The sequence below is a fragment of the Winogradskyella endarachnes genome (assembly GCF_009741275.1).
GTDB classification, from domain to species: Bacteria; Bacteroidota; Bacteroidia; order Flavobacteriales; family Flavobacteriaceae; genus Winogradskyella; species Winogradskyella endarachnes.
Genome location: NZ_WOWS01000001.1, coordinates 995,950 through 1,015,985 on the forward strand (window position 1 = coordinate 995,950; position 20,036 = coordinate 1,015,985).

At 32.9% G+C, this 20,036-nt stretch carries 18 protein-coding genes; 4 read left to right on the forward strand and 14 right to left on the reverse strand.

Annotated features, from left to right (window positions below; all coding sequences use genetic code 11):
* The first annotated feature begins 110 nt into the window (after positions 1-110).
* Positions 111-923: an energy transducer TonB gene (locus tag GN138_RS04465; protein ID WP_157362509.1), complete on the forward strand. Its 813-nt coding sequence runs from the start codon at positions 111-113 to the stop codon at positions 921-923.
* 43 nt (positions 924-966) lie between these two features.
* Here the strand turns inward: GN138_RS04465 and rimO are convergent, their stop codons facing one another.
* Positions 967-2,268: a 30S ribosomal protein S12 methylthiotransferase RimO gene (rimO, locus tag GN138_RS04470; RefSeq protein WP_157362511.1), complete on the reverse strand. Its 1,302-nt coding sequence runs from the start codon at positions 2,266-2,268 to the stop codon at positions 967-969.
* 80 nt (positions 2,269-2,348) lie between these two features.
* On the opposite strand from rimO, the gene GN138_RS04475 reads away from it, so the two are divergent.
* Complete coding sequence (locus GN138_RS04475) at positions 2,349-3,428, forward strand: serine hydrolase domain-containing protein (RefSeq protein WP_157362513.1); 1,080 nt, start codon at positions 2,349-2,351, stop codon at positions 3,426-3,428.
* Here the strand turns inward: GN138_RS04475 and GN138_RS04480 are convergent.
* The gene (locus tag GN138_RS04480; RefSeq protein WP_231743035.1) at positions 3,425-5,008 is read right to left on the reverse strand and encodes an amidase family protein; all 1,584 of its coding nucleotides are present in this window, start codon (positions 5,006-5,008) and stop codon (positions 3,425-3,427) included. The two genes, GN138_RS04475 and GN138_RS04480, sit on opposite strands and share 4 nt — an antisense overlap.
* A gap of 212 nt (positions 5,009-5,220) precedes the next feature.
* On the opposite strand from GN138_RS04480, the gene GN138_RS04485 reads away from it, so the two are divergent.
* Complete coding sequence (locus GN138_RS04485) at positions 5,221-7,404, forward strand: T9SS type B sorting domain-containing protein (RefSeq protein ID WP_157362517.1); 2,184 nt, start codon at positions 5,221-5,223, stop codon at positions 7,402-7,404.
* A 429-nt stretch (positions 7,405-7,833) separates the two neighbouring features.
* Here GN138_RS04485 and ftsY read toward each other — a convergent pair whose 3' ends face one another.
* The 8 genes from ftsY to GN138_RS04525 form a co-directional block, all read right to left on the reverse strand.
* The gene (gene ftsY / locus GN138_RS04490; protein WP_157362519.1) at positions 7,834-8,808 is read right to left on the reverse strand and encodes a signal recognition particle-docking protein FtsY; all 975 of its coding nucleotides are present in this window, start codon (positions 8,806-8,808) and stop codon (positions 7,834-7,836) included.
* A gap of 185 nt (positions 8,809-8,993) precedes the next feature.
* On the reverse strand, positions 8,994-9,146 hold the full coding sequence (locus GN138_RS04495; protein ID WP_008271041.1) for a DUF4295 domain-containing protein: 153 nt from the start codon (positions 9,144-9,146) through the stop codon (positions 8,994-8,996).
* A 7-nt stretch (positions 9,147-9,153) separates the two neighbouring features.
* Positions 9,154-9,336: a 50S ribosomal protein L33 gene (gene rpmG, locus GN138_RS04500; RefSeq protein ID WP_157362521.1), complete on the reverse strand. Its 183-nt coding sequence runs from the start codon at positions 9,334-9,336 to the stop codon at positions 9,154-9,156.
* Positions 9,337-9,363: 27 nt separating this feature from the next.
* Positions 9,364-9,600 (reverse strand): 50S ribosomal protein L28, encoded by a 237-nt coding sequence (gene rpmB / locus GN138_RS04505; protein ID WP_157362522.1) that lies wholly within the window; start codon positions 9,598-9,600, stop codon positions 9,364-9,366.
* 175 nt (positions 9,601-9,775) lie between these two features.
* Entirely contained in the window at positions 9,776-11,014 is a 1,239-nt protein-coding gene (locus GN138_RS04510; protein WP_157362524.1) for a competence/damage-inducible protein A, read from the reverse strand.
* Positions 11,015-11,356 (reverse strand): Hpt domain-containing protein, encoded by a 342-nt coding sequence (locus tag GN138_RS04515; protein WP_157362526.1) that lies wholly within the window; start codon positions 11,354-11,356, stop codon positions 11,015-11,017.
* Positions 11,357-11,968, reverse strand: a complete 612-nt coding sequence (locus GN138_RS04520) for a fumarylacetoacetate hydrolase family protein (protein WP_157362528.1) — start codon at positions 11,966-11,968, stop codon at positions 11,357-11,359.
* A gap of 90 nt (positions 11,969-12,058) precedes the next feature.
* Complete coding sequence (locus GN138_RS04525) at positions 12,059-12,835, reverse strand: 3'-5' exonuclease (protein ID WP_157362530.1); 777 nt, start codon at positions 12,833-12,835, stop codon at positions 12,059-12,061.
* Positions 12,836-13,001: 166 nt separating this feature from the next.
* On the opposite strand from GN138_RS04525, the gene GN138_RS04530 reads away from it, so the two are divergent.
* On the forward strand, positions 13,002-14,042 hold the full coding sequence (locus tag GN138_RS04530; protein WP_197429313.1) for an NADH:flavin oxidoreductase: 1,041 nt from the start codon (positions 13,002-13,004) through the stop codon (positions 14,040-14,042).
* A gap of 114 nt (positions 14,043-14,156) precedes the next feature.
* Here GN138_RS04530 and GN138_RS04535 read toward each other — a convergent pair whose 3' ends face one another.
* From GN138_RS04535 to GN138_RS04550, 4 genes are all read right to left on the reverse strand, one after another.
* Positions 14,157-15,575 (reverse strand): dihydrolipoamide acetyltransferase family protein, encoded by a 1,419-nt coding sequence (locus GN138_RS04535; RefSeq protein ID WP_157362534.1) that lies wholly within the window; start codon positions 15,573-15,575, stop codon positions 14,157-14,159.
* Positions 15,576-15,664: 89 nt separating this feature from the next.
* Positions 15,665-16,765: a glycosyltransferase family 2 protein gene (locus GN138_RS04540; RefSeq protein ID WP_157362536.1), complete on the reverse strand. Its 1,101-nt coding sequence runs from the start codon at positions 16,763-16,765 to the stop codon at positions 15,665-15,667.
* A gap of 6 nt (positions 16,766-16,771) precedes the next feature.
* Positions 16,772-17,389, reverse strand: a complete 618-nt coding sequence (recR, locus tag GN138_RS04545) for a recombination mediator RecR (RefSeq protein WP_157362539.1) — start codon at positions 17,387-17,389, stop codon at positions 16,772-16,774.
* An 83-nt stretch (positions 17,390-17,472) separates the two neighbouring features.
* A complete protein-coding gene (locus GN138_RS04550) occupies positions 17,473-20,010 on the reverse strand; it encodes a T9SS type A sorting domain-containing protein (protein ID WP_157362541.1) in 2,538 nt (845 codons plus the stop codon).
* Between the last annotated feature and the right edge of the window lie 26 nt (positions 20,011-20,036).

Sequence of the window (20,036 nt, forward strand, 5' to 3'; positions counted from 1 at the left end):
TAAAAATTAATTGTTCACAAAGTTTTTACACTTTTTTTACATTTTGTTTTACAATAGCCACCGCATTCCATAATACATTTGAGTATATTCATCTCAAAAAACAACATATTATGAAAAAACGTATTATTATTTCTACAACGGCCTTGGCAATTCTTGCTATTGTTTTATTTGGTTTTACTAATTTGAAATTGAATGAATCTAAAGAAACAGCAACCACAGAACCAATTGAACCACTCATTGAAAACAATGCTTTTTTTGGTCCATATGAGAAACCATTACCTAATTTGTATTATGGCGTTGATACCCGTTTTAAAGCAGTAAAAAAATCTGATATAGATAAAGCAACAAGTATTTACGATTTTATTACAAAAGAAGAAAAAGAACAAATTATAGATATAAAATACATCAACCTCATTGTTATTGAAAATAACGAACACTCAAATACACAAGAATCAGGAAAAACAGCTGCATTTACTGAAACTCAACTTCAAATTTTAAAGGCTACAGATTACTTTAGTCATTTTACTGTAAAATCAGAATTTAAAGGTAAAAACCCTAAAACCAGAAACATTGAAGACATGTTTATAAGCCCACATATTACGGTTGTACCCAATCAACAAGCACAATATGTTGCCGGCAAAGAAGCATTAGTAAACTATTTTAAAGACCATAGCAGAAGAGCTATGAGTATAATAACAGATAATAAAATTTACCCCATAAAAATAAGTTTCATTATCAACAAAAAAGGAAAAGTAACAGATGTTAAACACGACGCCATGTCAACTGGCTATCCCGAAATTGATGCAAAATTAATGGAATTAGTAAAAAATATTCCTGGTCAATGGATACCTGCACAAAAGGCTAATGGCGAAAAAACAAACCAAGAATTGGTATTTACTTTTGGTCCTGATGATGGTTGTTAATCAAACGTTGCACACCTTTAAAACAACTTAAAATTTAATAAATTTATAAGACTTCGCCGTAAAGGTCGAAGTCTTCTGCTTCAATCACTTTTATAGTTGCAAATTCACCTGTTTTCAAATAAGTTTTAGAGGCATCAATTAAAACTTCATTATCTACATCTGGCGAATCAAATTCTGTTCTACCAACAAAATAATTTCCTTCTTTACGGTCAATCACTACTCTAAACTCCTGTCCTATTTTAGCTTGATTCAATTCCCAAGAAATCTGAGATTGAATTTCCATAATTTCATTGGCACGTTCAATCTTTACATCTTCTGGTACATCATCCTCTAAGTTGTAGGCATGTGTATTTTCTTCGTGAGAATATGTAAAGCATCCTAAACGCTCAAAACGCATTTCTTTTACCCAATCTCTAAGGGTTTCAAAATCTTCTTGAGTTTCTCCAGGATAACCAACAATTAAAGTGGTTCTAATAGTCATCTCAGGCACTCTAGCTCTAAAATCTTTAAGTAATTTAGTGGTCTTCTCTTTAGTTGTACCACGACGCATACTTTTTAAGATAGAATCTGATATGTGCTGTAGAGGAATATCTAAATAGTTACAAATTTTTGGCTCGCGCTTCATAATATCTAAAACGTCCATTGGAAAACCTGTTGGAAACGCATAATGCAAGCGTATCCACTCAATCCCTTCAACTTTAACTAAGTGTTCTAAAAGTTCAGCTAAGTTTCGTTTTTTATAGATATCTAAACCATAATAAGTTAAATCTTGAGCGATAAGTATTAATTCTTTAACGCCTGTAGCTGCTAATTTTTCAGCTTCAGTAACCAAGTTTTCTATTGGTGTACTTTTGTGTTTACCTCTCATAATTGGGATTGCACAAAAACTACAAGGTCTATCACATCCTTCGGCAATTTTAAGATAGGCGTAATTTTTTGGTGTTGTAGTTAGACGTTCACCAATAAGCTCGTGTTTATAATCTGCACCAAGGGCTTTTAATAAGCCTGGTAATTCAGTTGTACCAAAATACTGATCCACATTAGGAATCTCTTTTTCTAAGTCTGGCTTATAACGCTCACTTAAACAACCCGTTACAAATACCTTATCTACTACGCCATCTTCTTTCTTTTGCATGTACTCCAAAATGGTGTTCACACTTTCCTCTTTGGCATTATTTATAAATCCACAAGTATTAATAACAACAACGTTACCTTCTTCTTCATGGACCACATCTTTACCACTAGCTTTAAGTTGCCCCATTAATACTTCGCTATCGTAAACATTTTTACTACAGCCAAGGGTTACAACATTGATTCTGTTTTTCTTAAGAGTTTTTGTACGCATGTTCTATAAAATCAGTTTGCAAAGATACAACGTTAATTAAACCTTTAGTATATTTAACAGTCATAAATAAATACTTAGCCATGAAAACTTTACAATTACTCACTTTTTTTATTTGTTTTTGCACCATTTTATCTTGTTCTAGTGATAGTGACACTAATGATGATGACGCACCGCAAACAGAGGCTATTTATTTTCCACCTATAAATTCAGATACATGGGAAACAAAAACTATAGAAGAATTAGACTGGAATACAACTGAGCTTCAACCATTACTAGACTTTTTAGAAGAAAAAAATACCAAAAGTTTTATGATTTTGCATAAGGGTAAAATTGTAGTAGAAGAATATATGAATGGTCATGATGCTAATTCCACATGGTATTGGGCAAGTGCCGGAAAAACTTTAACAACCGCAATTTCTGGTATTGCGGAACAAGAAGGTTTCATAGATATAAATAATAAAGTGTCTGACTATGTTGGTACAGGTTGGACAAGTGCTCCTGCTGAAAAGGAAGATTTAATTACATGTCAACATCTGTTATCAATGACATCTGGTTTAGATGATGAAGCAGGCGATGATATATCTCCAGAAAATCTACAGTATGTCGCTGACGCTGGCACACGTTGGGCTTACCACAATGTATTTGTGAAAATGCAAGACGTTGTAGAACAAGCAACAAATGAAACTTGGGATAACTACTTTACAAATAAACTTAAGGATCCTATTGGGATGAATGGCAGTTGGACCACCTTAGGAAACATTAATGTGTATTGGAGCAACACCAGAAGCATGGCAAGATTTGGTTTATTAACCTATGCCAATGGCAGCTGGGAAGACACGCAAATTTTAAATGAAAACTTCGTAGCAGAAGCTACAAACACTTCTCAAGATATCAATTTAGCCTATGGTTATTTATGGTGGCTAAACGGTAAGTCCACATATCATTTACCTCAAAGTCAAGTTGAATTTCCAGGTGAACTTATACCAGATGCGCCAGATGATACTTTTGCTGCGTTGGGTTTAAACGACCAAAAAATATATGTTGTACCTAGCAAAGAATTGGTTGTAATAAGAATGGGACAAGCGGCAGATAGCGAAAACTTTGCGCTTTCTAGTTTTGATAATGACCTTTGGATAAAAATTAACGCTTTAATAAATTAATTATAGTCCTTAGGTGCTATTCTTAATTGTGAGGCCTCTTCATAAATTGCAGCCCAATCGATAATTACTTTTTCCTGATACGGTTTTGCAATAAACGTGAGTCCTTTAGGCACTCCATTTCTATCATAACCCATAGGAATAGTTAAAGCAGGATATTCTGCAACGGCTGCAAATGCGGCATGATAATTATTAATAGATAAATAACCATCTAAATTATGTGTGCGCATTGGTTTATCAAAAAACAATTGTCCATTTGTTTTTAAGGTATCTTTAATTCTTTCTAAATATTCTAAATCACCACTATCAGCTACAATTCCTTTTAACAAACTTTGACCATAAGGCATCCTTTTTAAAGAATCTGTTTGGTTAAAATTTATAATTTCATCCACTGATTTTATTTCAATATTAGCACTAGCATAGTTTTTTAAATACAGCGGTAAATCATTTTTAATATCTAAATTTAGTAATCTAATAAAATTTGGTAAGCTTACCTTCTCTTCTTCAATTTCAACAATTTCAGCTCCTTTTTCTTTTAAAACCTTTAATGCTTTAACATATAAAGAATCTTCCTTTAAACGTGTTGGTGCGCCAAATCGTTTTCCTTTTATAAGTTCAGAAGATGGTGTGTTAAAATAGACATAGGCGTCCTTTTTATTGGTTGATTTGGAGTCTAAACTATCATAACCAGAAATCGCATCTAAGACAATAGCGATATCACTAACTGATTTTGCAATAGGACCTGCCGTATCTAATGTTGATGAAATAGGCACTATACCTGCTCTACTCACTAAACCTATTGTTGGTTTTAAACCAACCACAGAATTTTGACTAGCTGGAGATAATATTGAACCAGCCGTTTCACTACCAATAGCCGCAACACAAAAATTTGCTGCTACAGCTACAGCACTACCAGAGCTAGAACCTCCAGTATCAATAACTCTTCTACCATATGGATTTAACGTTTGTCCTCCAATAGCAGAATAGCCACTTGGGCAGTTGTCACAGAAGAAATAAGCCCATTCGCTTAAATTTGCTTTTCCTAAAATTAAGGCATCCTTAGTTTTTAATTGACTAACTATAAAAGCATCTTTGGCTATATTGTCTTTTAGAGCAACTGCACCAGCTGTAGTTGCCATTGTATTAGCATTTAGATTATCTTTTAATAAAATAGGCATTCCAAAAATGGGATGTTTACTCTTTTTAGTTGAAAAGTCTTTATCTTTTTGTTTAGAATCTTCAATAACATTGGGATTAACTGCAATCACAGAGTTTAACGACAATGGGTTTTCTCTATCAAACTTTCTGATTCTGAATAAATAGAATTTCGTTAATTCCTCATAAGTAAAAATATTACGGGTTCTGCTCACTTGTAGTTCAGTAATCGTCTGCTCTAATATTACCGGTTTTAAACGGTTGTAATCCGCCTCTGTAAAGTCTTCCATTTGCGGATTAAGGACTTTCCACAATTCATCTTTAGTGATATATTTAGAATCTAACACTTTAAAGTCTCTAAAATCTTTGGTTGAAATAGCACTTAAAACTGAAGAATCATCAATTATTTCTATTCTTTGAATAGGCATCCGTGCTTCAGAAGAATTAGGTTTTTTACACGATATCAAACAGCACACCATTACTATATAAACACAATTTCTCATTATTCAATTTTTTATAAAAATACAATTTTTATTGTAGGTCTTTTTTCAAAAACTTATCGCAATACACCACAAGTTTTAAATAAAAAACGCATCTAAAAAAAATAGCTTACCCAAAGAATTAATCAAATACGGAAACATTGAACATCAAAACTTATTTACCCATTATCATCTTAAGCTTTTTTTATCCAAAAGCATTCGCTCAACTTTGTGAAGGAAATTTAGGAGACCCTTTAGTAGAAATAGATTTTGGTTCGGGCTCAGGAAGAGGTGATGCCTTAGGCGCTGACATTACAGCTTTTACATATAGTAGTTCTGGGGAATTAGACGAAGGTGAATACACAATTGCCTCCACAACCAGCGGATTAAAAGGAACGGCTTGGCACGTAACAACTGACCATACTGGTGACACCAATGGATACATGATGGTTATTAATAGTGCTGTTTTAGCCAATGAAGGTGTCTTTTACACCAAATCGGTAACTGGTTTGTGCTCTAATACCACGTACGAATTTTCGGCATGGCTTATTAACATAATGAATCCTTCTGCAGGTACAGACGAGTATCACCCAGACGTAACCTTTAGAATTAGTGATACCTCTGGCAATATTTTAGGGTCTTATAATACGGGTGACATTGCACAGACTACCTCTGGCAGTTGGTTACAATACGGCTTCTATTTTACTTTAGAAAACGACACAGAGGTTGTTATCACTATATTGAATTCTGCACCAAGTGCGCATCCTGGTAATGATATAGCATTAGATGATATAGCCTTTAGACCATGTGGACCAACCATTACCAATTCTATTAATGATGAATTAGGTAGCAGTATAACACTTTGTGAAGACGAAATTTCTAATTATACATTTCAGGCTGAAGTATCTTCTGGATATTTAGACCCACAGTTTCAATGGCAATATTCAGATGATTTAGGATTAAACTGGACAGATATTGAAGGGGAAACCACCCAAAGTTATTTGTTTACTGACACTAGTAATCCAGGAGAATTTCAATACAGAATTACCGTTGCTAATGGTATTAATATAGGATCTGAATCTTGTAGAATTGCTTCAGAAATATTTGAAGTTACCATATTAGAAACACCTGAAGCATTAACAGGTTCTTCTCAACAAGAATTCTGCTCCACACAACAAGCTACTGTTGCAGATATCGAAGTCAGTGGCTCAGCCGTTTGGTATGATGCAGAAACTAACGGAAATTTAATTAGTAACACTACTAACCTTATTGATGGTTTTGTTTATTATGGTGCACAAGAAACAGTTAATGGTTGCGAAAGCGAAGAGTTAATTTCGGTGTTAGTCAATATCATTGAACCAACACTTATAGTTAATGATATTATGGTAATTTTATGCGACACCTACAATGATAATGAAGAAACTATTGATTTTACATTTTATGAATCTGACATAACAGATTGTATAGATTGTTCTTTTAGTTATTTTGAAAGTTTATCTGGTGCACAAAACTACAATGAAGACAGTTTAATTACTAATCCAGAAAATTATAATACCTATGAAGATTCTAGCATTATTTACGCTAGAATAGACTCTTCAGATAATTGTTACCAAATAGCAGAAATCACTATTAATTTAGTAGCAACACCTGAAATAGCCATTTCAGATTATGTTGGAATTTGTGAAACTGAAGATTATATTACAATTGATGCAGGTACAGGTTTTTACAGTTATTTATGGTCAACAGGAGAAACTACGCATGCCATAAACGTAACAAATGATATGCTTGGCGATTACAGTGTTACTGTAACAGAAAATCATTCTACATATATTTGCGAAGCCACAAAAAGCTTTGAAGTTATACAATCTAACGCTGCAATTATATCTTATATAGACATTGAAGATTGGACAGACTATAACAATTCTATTACTGTTCATCTTTCTGAATTAAGTTTAGGAGATTATGAGTATTCTATAGACAACATTAATTACCAAGATAGTAACAGTTTTACTAATTTAAGTTCTGGAGAATACACAATATATGTAAGAGATAAAAACGGTTGCGATGTAACGGAACAAGTGGTTTACCTTTTAAATTACCCTAAGTTTTTTACACCAAATGGAGATGGTACCAATGATACTTGGTATATAAAGAATGCTTTAACCGAACCTAGTTTAACAATTAAAATCTTTGATAGGTACGGAAAATTACTTAAAACTTTAGATGCTTACTCAGTTTGGGATGGTACTTATGGCGGACATAAACTACCTACATCAGATTATTGGTTTGTTGTTACTAGAGCAAATGGTCTTAACTATAGAGGTCATTTTACTTTAAAAAGATAGAATAGTTTTAATTATTATAAGGGCTGAAGCCTATAATGAATTTATAAATTTGTTCTTGAAAAATATAAAATAAAAGAGCTAAACCAAATAAGAGATATACCATTTTGAAATTATATTTCTTTTTTCTTAAAACCTGAATACATAAAAAAAGTAGTACCAAAAAAAATGGCACAACAAAATATGAAGGAAAAGCAGCGTAATTATGTAAGAACTTTGGTAACAGAGGGTTTCTTGGTTCACGAAAAAGCAATGTTAACTTGTCAGTGTATTTTATAAACATCAAAGCCGAATACAACAGTGTAACTATTGTTATCGGCTTTAAAACTTTAGTGCTTTTAAAATTGTAAGATTTATTCAAAATTATCAATAAAACAAATACTACAATTTTTAAAATATTACGTTAAGATTTCTACTTTCGTAGGAAGTATACTACTTGAAGAATGAATCTACAAATTCATATTTATTAAAGACTTGTAAATCTTCGATACCTTCACCAACACCAATATATTTTACAGGTATTTGAAATTGATCACTAATACCAATAACTACACCTCCTTTTGCAGTACCATCAAGTTTGGTTACTGCCAAAGATGTCACTTCTGTGGCTGCTGTAAATTGCTTAGCTTGTTCAAAGGCATTTTGCCCAGTAGAACCATCTAATACCAATAACACATCATGAGGTGCATCTCCAACAACTTTTTGCATTACTCGCTTAACTTTAGTTAACTCATTCATTAAGTTAATCTTATTATGTAAACGGCCAGCGGTATCTATAATAATAACATCTGCATCTTGTTTTACACCAGATTGCAACGCATCAAAAGCAACCGAAGCAGGGTCAGAACCCATTTCTTGTCTTATCATTGGTACCTCTACTCTATCTGCCCAAACTTGTAATTGATCTATAGCCGCTGCTCTAAAGGTATCAGCAGCTCCCAGAACCACTTTAAGTCCTTTTTTCTTAAACTGATAGGCTAATTTCCCAATTGTAGTTGTTTTACCAACACCATTAACACCAACAACCATAAGCACATATGGTGTTTTAGTTCCATCGGCTTGTTTTGGTAACTCAGGAACTACGTAGTCTGTTTCCTCTCCAGATTTAGTTTCCGAGAGTAAAGCTGCAATTTCTTCACGAAGAATTCTATTTAATTCTGATGTGCCTAAATATTTATCTCTAGCAACACGCTCTTCAATTCTTGTTATAACTTTTAATGTGGTATTAACACCAACATCACTGGTGACCAAGATTTCTTCAAGATTATCTAAAACATCATCATCTACTTTAGATTTTCCGGCAACAGCTTTATTTAATTTGCTAAAAAAAGAGGATTTAGATTTCTCTAAACCTTTATCTAGGGTTTCTTTCTTTTCTGAAGAGAATATTTTTTTAAAAAAACTCATCTATTTAGTTTAAAGGTCAAAAGCTAAAATAACTTTATATGACTCGGTTAAGGATACTGTCAATACCTAAAACAACAACCTTGCCTTTAATATTTTACTGCTAAGTTGTCATAATTCCTCAAATATAGACATAAAAAAACTGCTTTCATAAGAAAGCAGTTTAGTAAATCTATAAATAATAAAGATTATTTCTTGTTTAAAAAGTCATTGACAAATTCTGGTGCCATTACTGATTCTACAAACATGTAAGCTCCAGTTTTTGGTGATTTTACCATTTTTATCGCTTTTGTCAAACGCTTTGATCCTGTCTGTAAAGACGCTACTGATTTCTTTGCCATGGTTTTCTTATTTTATCTCTTTATGAACTGTCATACGCTTAAGGATAGGATTAAATTTCTTAATCTCCATACGTTCTGGCGTATTTTTCTTATTCTTTGTTGTAATATATCTTGATGTTCCTGGTTGACCAGAAGTTTTGTGCTCTGTGCACTCTAAGATAACTTGTATTCTATTTCCTTTCTTTGCCATAGTAAATTGACTTAAGCGTCTACGCTATTATTTGTAAAATCCTTTTGCTCTAGCTTCTTTTAACATTGCATCGATACCAATTTTATTGATAGTTTTTAATGCAGATGTAGAAACTTTTAATGTTACCCACTTATCTTCTTCAGGAATATAAAAACGTTTTTTAATCAAGTTTGCTCCAAACTTGCGTTTTGTTTTATTCATAGCATGAGAAACATTGTTTCCTACCATTGCTTTTTTCCCTGTAAGTTCACAAACTCTTGACATTGTTTTCTTTCTTTAGGTGTATTATTAATTCTCTGTATACTCTTTTAAACGCTTCGTTTTTAAGCAAATCCCTATTAACAGTAGTCTTTAGAGTATAACATCCGAATACGGACATTTTTAACAGGGTGCAAATTTAATAAAACTTTGAGGTTTAGCAAAAATATTTCTACTTTTTTTAAATTTCTTTAAATAACATCTCAAAAGCCTTACTTGTTGCTCTTCCAATTACCTTTTCTCTAAGAGTACCAAAGTTAAAAACGTCTGAAAACACTTTATCTTTTGTGGCAATTGCTATCCAAACCGTACCTACTTCTGCATCTGAATCCCCTTTTTCGGGTCCTGCATTGCCTGTAGTACTTATTGCGTAATCTGTGTTATATAATTTTTGTACACCTTTTGCCATTGCCTCTGCAACTTCTTTACTTACTACAGAATGTTTGTTAATCATCTCTTGTGACACACCTAAAACATCCACTTTAGTTTCTGTTGCATAAGTAACAACGCTACCTTTAAAATAACGAGAGGCACCTGCATTTTCTGTAAAAGACGATGCAATTTTTCCCCCTGTACAACTTTCTGCTACGGATAAGGTTTTCCCTAATTGGGCTAATCTTTCTCCTAATATGGCTTCTATAGATTTATCTTCTTCAAACCCAACAAAAATATCTTCAATTTGTGGTAGAAGTAAATCTACTTGTTTTTGAATTTCTTCTTCAAGTTTCTTTCTATCCTGAGATTTACCTGACAGGCGTAACCGTACTCTTCCTAAGCTTGGTAAATAGGCTAATTTTATAAAACTAGGTAATGCTTCTTCCCATTTAAAAATATCTTCTGCAAGGGCACTCTCCCCTTTTCCATAGGTTAATATAGTTTTGTGTAAAATGTATGGAAAGTGAAATTGCTGTCTTAATTTAGGAATAACTTGATCTGTTATTAAAGCTTTCATCTCATAAGGCACACCTGGAAGTGACACAAACACTTTTCCATTTTTTTCTAACCACATACCAGGAGCTGTACCATTATGGTTCATTAATACACTTGCTTTAGAAGGCACCAAGGCTTGTTGTTTATTAACATCTAAAAGTGGTGCAGAACTCCATTTAGAAAAAATTTGTTCTACATTGGCTAATACAGATTTATCCTCCACTAAGGTATCATTGAAGTATTCGCAAATGGTGTGTTTTGTAATATCATCTTTAGTTGGTCCTAATCCACCTGTTATAATAATGATATCGGCATTGGCTTCTGCTTCTTTTAAAGCTTGAAGAATATGTGATTTGTCATCTTGAATAGATGTAATCTGATAAACTGAAATCCCAAATTTATTGAACTCCTTGCCTATAAATGCAGAATTTGTATCCACAATTTGGCCAATAAGAATTTCATCGCCAATAGTTATTATTTCTGCTTGCATTTAGAGTCCGAAATCGGCTTTAATTTCTTCAACCGCATTCTCTACTGCAGTTAATACAATTTGAAGTTGTTGATCTACGTTTTTATCAGTTTGCTCAAATTTTCCCCAATCCTGTACTTCAATAAGTGTATCTAAAACACCTAACTCAAACAAATCTACTGTTGGTTTCATTTTATGAGCTGCCTGGTATACATCTTTGTAGTTTTTTGCCGGTACACCTATTTTAAGACGCTCTGCATCCTCTGGCACCTCTTCTAAAAAAGCTGAGGCAATAGCTAAGACAAAATCTTCGTCATTATCTGCCATTTCTCTAACTCTATCTAATTTGTAATGTTTTGACATTTATTTAATTTTTATTGAAAACATTTCCTCGTCTTCAAGATATCCTATTAATCGATCTTCTGCAAATACCTTACCAACTCCTGCTGGCGTGCCTGTAAAGATAATATCTCCAATTTTTAAAGTGAAATATTTTGAGACATATTCTATAATTTCATCAATTTTCCAAAGCATGAGTTCAGTATTTCCATTCTGAACGATCTCTTCATTCTTTTTTAAACTAAAATTGATGTTATTAATATTTTTAAAGTAAGTCTTATCTATCCATTTACCCACAATAGCTGCACCATCAAAAGCCTTAGCTTTTTCCCAAGGTAAGCCTTTTTCTTTTAATTGAGCCTGAAGGTCTCTCGCTGTAAAATCTATACCTAAACCAATTTGATCAAAATACTTATGTGCAAACTTCTTATCTATATATTTACCTACTTTGTTAATCTTTACTAATACCTCAACTTCATAATGCACCTCATCTGAAAAATCTGGAATAAAAAAGGGCTGTTTTTTTAATAATATAGACGTATCTGGTTTTAAAAAAATAACAGGATCCGTTGGCTTTTCGTTTTCTAATTCTTTTATGTGGTCTGTGTAATTACGACCTATACAGATTAATTTCATATTTCTGTCATTCCTGAGACCCCAGGAATCTTATCTATTATACATTCTTACTTCAAATTTAATTCGGCATCGAGTACGAAATGAAAAAAATTAGCTCAATTTGTTATTAAACTGACTCAATTTTATTGCCGTTAAAACCTTTTTAGTATATAATGGAAAATCTGCATTTAACAGCCAACCAAAATAACCTGGTTCTTTTTCTAAAACTTCTAACACACGTTTTCCCTTATGCTTACCAAATGAGAAGCACTCTTCTCCTTCTTTATTATATATTAAAAAACCTGCAAAATCTGCGAATTTCTTTCTAGAACTGAATTCGGCTAAAAACTTAGTGTTATTTTCTAATTCGTCGTAACGATCTAATTGAGCTTTTAAAACTTCATACGTTGCTTTAGTATCTGCTTCTGCACTATGTGCATCATCTAAATTTTTATTACAATAAAACTTATAAGCAGCAACTAAAGTACGTTGTTCCATTTTATGAAAAATAGTTTGAACATCTACAGATTGGGTGTTTTTCATATCAAAATCCACACCTGCTCGTAACAATTCTTCTGCTAATAATGGAATATCGAAACGATTAGAATTAAATCCGCCTAAATCAGAATCTTTAATCATATTATAGATTTCTTTAGATAGTGCTTTAAACGTAGGTTTATCTGCAACATCTGCATCTGAAATTCCATGAATTGCCGTCACCTCTGCTGGAATTGGCATTTCAGGATTTACAATCCATGTTTTAGCCTCTTCTTTTCCGTTTGGAAAAACTTTTAAGATTGATATTTCTACAATTCGGTCTTTTGAGATATTTATTCCAGTGGTTTCTAAATCGAAGAAACAAATAGGTTTTGAGAGATTCAGTTGCATTGTTTGTAATTTTTAACAAAGGTATGGAGATTAAAATAATTGCGTTAATTTTTTGTCTTATTTGAGTTTAAAAAATAAATGAGCGAAATTAGCTTTGCAAATAGATTTAGAACACCTTATGAAAAACAATCCTTCAGACCAGATAACATTTAGTTGCGGTACAAAAATGAAAAATCGTTTTATGTTAGCTCCTTTAACAAATAGACAAAGTTTTGAGAATGGTAAATTATCTGATGAAGAATTTCATTGGCTTACTATGCGAGCTAAAGGACAATTTGGAATGGTTATGACTTGCGCCTCGCATGTACAACAAATTGGCAAAGGGTTTCCTGGCCAGCTAGGTATATTCTCTGACGATTTAATTGAAGGGCACAAAAAACTGACAAAAGCTATTAAAGCCGAAGGGAGCTTGGCCGTCATACAATTACATCATGCTGGTATGCGCTCGCCAAAAGAGGTGATTAAACAGAAAGGTGTATGTCCTTCTGATAATGACAAACATAATGCTAGAGCGTTAACATTAGATGAAATTGTACAACTAAAAGAAGACTTTATCAATGCAGCTATAAGAGCTAAAAAATGCGGCTATAATGGTGTTGAAGTACATGGAGCACATGGGTATATTTTAACTCAATTTTTGAGTTCGGATTTTAATAAAAGAACAGATAGCTATGGTGGCTCACTTGAAAATCGTTCGCGATTATTATTTGAAATTATTTACGAAATCAGAAAACAATGTGGCAATGACTTTTTACTAGGTGTAAGATTATCTCCTGAGAAATTTGGGATGAAATTATCTGAAATAAAAATTATATCACAACAGCTTATAGATGCTAAGCAAATTGACTTTTTAGATATTTCACTTTGGGATTGCTTTAAATTACCAGAAGAATACCCAGAAAGCAAATTAAATTTATTAGAGCATATTTTACAACTCGATTTTAAAACTGTAAAATTAACTGTTGCTGGCAACATAAGAACTGCAGTAGATGTGCAAACAGTGTTAGATTTAGGTGTTGACTTTGTTACTATTGGTCGCTCTGGAATTTTACATCATGATTTTCCAACGCGTGTTATGGACGATCCTTACTTTACGCCTGTTAAAAATCCTGTAAGTGTAGATTATTTAAAACAAGAAGGTTTAAGTCACACCTTTATTACTTACATGCGTCGATGGGAAGGTTTTGTAGAAGATGAAAAACTTTGAAAACATCATAAATTTGAAACACTAACATATTATATATAAAAAGCACAGTTTAAATACTGTGCTTTTTATATTCTAAATTAAAAATTTTATTTTACTACTATATAGAAATATTAATTAAATCTCACGATTATAATCCCAAGCTTCTAAGTAATCTTTTACAGCCTTTACAAACTGTCCGCCAAGGGCACCATTAACCACCCTATGATCATATGAGTGCGATAAATACATTTTGTAACGAATACCAATATAGTCTCCTTCTGGTCCTTCAATAACGGCGGGCATTTTTCTAATAGCACCTAATGCCAATATTCCAACCTGAGGTTGATTAATAATTGGTGTACCCATTATACTACCAAACGTACCAACGTTAGTTACAGTATATGTTCCTCCTTGAATATCATCTGGATTTAATTTATTTTCTCTTGCTCTAGTTGCTAAATCGTTTACACGTTTTACCATACCAAATAAATTTAACTGATCTGCATTTTTAATGACAGGTACAATTAAATTACCGTCTGGTAAAGCTGCAGCCATACCAACATTTATAGCTTTCTTTTTAATGACTTTATCGCCTTGAACTGAAATGTTCATCATTGGAAATTCTTTTAACGCCTTAGTTACAGCTTCCATAAAGATTGGTGTAAAGGTTAGGTTTTCACCTTCGCGTTTTATAAAATCATTTTTAACTTTCTTTCTCCAATTCCAAATTGTGGTAACATCAGCTTCTATAAATGATTGTACATGTGCAGAAGTTTGCACAGAATCTACCATGTATTTAGAAATGAGTTTCCCCATTCTAGTCATTTCAATAATCTCATCACCATCTGAAATAGCAATTGGGTTTTCTTTTGGCTTCTCTGTAGATGTTTCTGCTTTTGATTTTTCTGCAACAGGAGCTGGTTTAGCTTTTGGCACCTCCAAACCATTGCTTTGAGCATCAGGAGTGCTAGGAGCTTTTGTTACTGGCTCAGCTACTGGAGTTGCTGCAGGTTTTGGAGCAACTGGTCCTGAACTACGTGACTCTAAATACGCTTTTATATCATTTTTAGTAACACGGTTATCTTTTCCGGTTCCTGCAATTGCATCTAATTCTGATTGTGAAATACCCTCTTTTTTAGCTATGTTTTTTACTAAAGGCGAGTAAAAACGACCTTCTGTAGACACCACTGGTTCAGTTGTAGATTTTGCTGCCACAATAGTTTGTGCAACCTCAGCAACAGCTTTAGGCGTTTCTGGCTCTATAATTGGTTCTGGTGCTGCTTCTGGTGCTTTTACCTCTACATTATCACCACCTTCTGTTTCTATAATTGCTAAGATTTGTCCTACTTGTACAACATCATCAACATTAAATAATTTTTCTACTAAGACACCATCAACTTCACTTGGAACTTCACTATCTACTTTGTCTGTAGCAATCTCTAAAACAGCTTCATCAGCTTCAATCGTATCTCCTACTTCTTTAAGCCATGAGGTTATAGTTGCTTCTGCAACACTTTCTCCCATTTTAGGTAACTTAAGCTCGAACTTTGACATATATTTAATTTGAAGGTCTTTATTTTGTAATTGTTTGCAAAATTAATAAAAAAATAGACGAATCACTGATTTTTATTCATTTTTACATCCTAGAAATGTAACACTTCACCTCTATTTGTAGCACTATCACTTCCGAGGATAAATTTACTGCTTTTTGGCAGAAATCTAAAAACAATATTTTCTTGTTTAGACATTGCCTTCATATCGCAAATTATATCACTGATTTTCAGAATATTAAAATCGTATATTACCATACTATGATGTTCTGCTTTATTTTGAATAGTTGTCTTAAAATGAACAGGTTTTGGCAATTGAACTTCTAAGGATTCTTCAATACCGTTAGTATATACTATTGTTCTTTTTGAAGCTATTTCAACTTTTTGGGGCATTTTATTTAAGAATTGGGCTAATTTAATTCCAAACCAAACCACAATATTAAATAGTATATTTTGTTTAAAATGTTTTTTGTAAAAAATCTGCATTGCACCATAAAAGCGTTTTGCATATGTTGCGTCTTTTAATGTACTCTCTCCTTTAAAGTGAATAACTGTAGTTTCTCCGAAATAGTAATTATGGTATCCAGCTTTTAGTACTTTATAAGATAATTCTATATCTTCTCCGTACATAAAATAAGATTCATCAAAACCTGAAACAGCTGTATAAACCTCTTTTTTCAACCACATAAAAGCACCAACAAGAATATCTACTTTTCTAATACTACCTATACCAATATCATTTGCATAATAATCGTTAGTCTTACCAAGCACTTTTTTTAATGACACTTTTGGTGTTGGAATATTTCGTTTGCTCTCTGGTAAAAATCTACCTCTACCATCAATAAGCTGACAACCAACAATACCAAGATTAGTCTTAGATTTTGAAAAATTAAGGAGTTTAGTAAACGTGTCTTCTGCTACAACAGTATCTGGATTAAGAATACACAAATATTCTCCCTTTGCCTCTGCAACCGCAATGTTATTCCCTTTTGAAAATCCTGAATTTTCTCTGTTCTCAATTAATTTAACAAAAGGAAATAATTGCTTAACCATGGAGCAACTATCATCCGAAGAATTATTATCAATTACAATAATTTCCGCATCAATATTTGCTACAGCATCTTCTACACTTTTTAAACATAATTCTAAAAAGTAGCGTACATTGTAATTTAATATAACAACAGATAGCTTCAAAACAATTTATGATTTTAATGAAGCTTCAAAAGGAACTCTATCTATAATACTGCGACCTAAGGTAATTTCGTCTGTATATTCTAGTTCGTTACCTGCAGCAACACCTCTAGCTATGGTGGATGTTGAGACATCATAGCCTTGTATTTGCCTAAAAATATAGAAATTTGTAGTGTCGCCTTCCATCGTTGGACTCATTGCAAATATCAACTCTTTTACCTTTCCAGATTTTACTTTTTCTACTAAAGACGTAATATTTAAATCTTGTGGTCCAATACCATCCATGGGTGATATTTTACCACCTAAAACATGATACAACCCTTTAAAAGAACTTGTGTTCTCTACAGCCATAACATCTCTAATATCTTCAACTACACAAATGAGTTCTCTGTTTCTATTTGGATTTTCGCAAATCTCACAAAGCACTTTATCGCTAATATTATGACAAGATTTACAAAAATTAATTTCGGATCTAACCTTGGTGAGAGAATTTGCTAATTGAAACGTTTGGTTTTCTGGTTGTCTTAATAAATGTAGTACCAAACGTAAGGCTGTACGTTTACCAATACCAGGTAATTGTGCCATTTCATTTACTGCGTTTTCTAAGAGTTTTGATGAAAATTCCATAGTTGCAAAGGTATTGATTTTTGAGTACAAAAAAGCCCAATCGTAAGGGCATTACAATTGGACTTTTACAATACGCTACATTACTAATTTATGATAAGTTTTTTTATTAATTCACCCTTAGAACTATTTAATTTCACAAAATAAATACCAGATGCAAATGATGAAGAATCAATCTTATAAGTACTTGAAAGGTCTTTGTTTTTTGAATAAAAAACCAACTTACCTAAAGCGTTAAAAACTCTAACGGTTACAGGTTCTGATATCTTCCATTTTAAATTCACTTGATGTGTTGCTGGATTTGGATACATCTTAAATTCGTCTATTTTAAATTCACTATCAGTTAAAGATTCATTATAAAGACTAGATCTCCACAACCCTCTTCCGTACGTTGCCGCATATATTTTGTTATCTGCTGCATTAATTTCCAACTCATTTATTCTAACATTTGGTAATCCATTATTAAACAAAGACCAAGTATTACCTAAAGTATTATCGGTATAATACACACCATAATTCATTCCTAAATACAAACCATCTTCTCCATTATTTTGCCATGCTAAAGCCTGAGCTGAGAAATTAGGCAAATCCCAACCAATCCCTGTAAAAGTGACACCGTTATCGGTGCTTACATAAACTTTTTCACTATTAGTAGTTGCGATGGCTATTTTATTAGCATCTGTGGGATGTACCGCAATACTATTAATTTGTGCACCTCCCAAATTTAACGATGATTGCGTCCATGAAATACCGGCATTAAGCGTGTACCAAAGTACACCATTAATAGCTAAGTAAATCTTATTATTATCTGTTGGTGCTATTTTTAAATGATCTATATTATTAGAAAACGATTGAGATATGGATTCCCAATTAAAACCACCATCTATAGATTTATAAACCTCATCAAACGCACAATAAATTGTATTAGGAGTTATTGGGTCTTGTTCAAAAGGCACAATCCAATTCCAAGTATAGTCTCCTCCTTTATTATCTGGTTGTGTTAAATATGAAATAGAATTAGACAGCGCACTATAAGAGTAATTTAATAATGTTCCAAACTGTGCAGTACCATAAAAAATGTTAGAATTATTTTTATCTACAAATCCTTCCATACCATCTGCGCCAAACCAATCTATCCAATTACCATCTGGTAACAATGCCGACGATCCATTGTCTTGAGAACCACCTGTAACAACAACAGGATTTGTTTGGCTTACACCTATTTTATAAAACTGTCTAATACCCATACCTACTGTTAAATCTGTATAGTAATTACTATCAACCGTTGTAGGGTTATCCGCTTTATAAATTCCTCCATCGGTACCAACAAAAAGTTTGGTTTCTGCTCCAGAACCCACAAATTCTAAAATATCTACATCTGCATGGCAATACCCTATATTTAAATTACTCGCTCCATTTGGCGTCCATTGAGATGTTATATTAAAAGAAATACCTCCATCTGTAGAGCGCCACGTGTTAATACCTGCTATATGCACATCATTGGCGTCATTAGGATTAACGGCAATATCCATATCTCTTGGTGCTTGCCCTAAATCATCACTTCCATTAGTATCATAACCAAAATAATTTGCCGTATGCGTTAATTTTGTAAAACTACTTCCACTATCTATTGATTTATAGAGGGCCCCAAAAACACCACTATTGGCTTCTAGAACATAAACCACTGATGCATCGTTTGGAGAAACAGCAATCATTTTTGGACCATAACTAAATTCATCTGGAGCAACGCCAGAGATTTTAACAAAACTCACACCATTATTAGAAGACCTATAAAATTCATCACCAGAAGCATACACTATACTGGGATCACCTGGTTTAAAATCTACATCATATCCACCACTAACACCAGCAAAATAAATGGAACTCCAATTTAGTCCACCGTCTGTTGATTTATAAATACCATTACCTTGAGAAGTACAATACATTATCTGAGCATCTGTTGGGTGAATTAATATTTTATTTACAGAACCACCCGAAACATTACTATGGAGAGACCATGTAGAACCGCCATCTGAAGATTTAAATATAGAACCATTTGTAGAACCCCAAAAATAGTAATTACTATTATTAGGATCTATTGCCAAAGATCGCACATCTATATTCGCTAAATTATCTGTTAAAACCGTCCATGTTGCTCCTCCATCTAAACTTTTCCAAACACCACCAGTCTCACTGCCAGCTATAATATGATCTAAATTGGTATGATCTATAGAAATCGAAGTTATTCTTCCAACACCAGGATTATATCCAGAGGTAGCATTCCAATATGTAGGCCCCATTTCTTCCCAAGTACCAACTAAAGTCTTGGCCGTAAAACCTTCGCTGTTCCGATCAGCATTTAAATTATTTAATTCATTATAATAAAATTCTGAAGACTTTAGTTTACCTGTTTCATCCATAGCACGCTCAGCAAAATACTGCCAACGTCTAAAAGGTTTATAACCAGTTCCGCGTTCTCTACCAACGGAATCAAAATGATTTTCAGCTACCAAAACAATTTCTTCAATGGTATGAGAACCTTCTGCGATTAATTGTTTAAAATCTTGCGCGCTAAGACCTAAACAAATAAATAAAAACACAAATTGGAAAGCATATTTTTTCATAAAAAAAATCTTTTTTAAAGCATTCT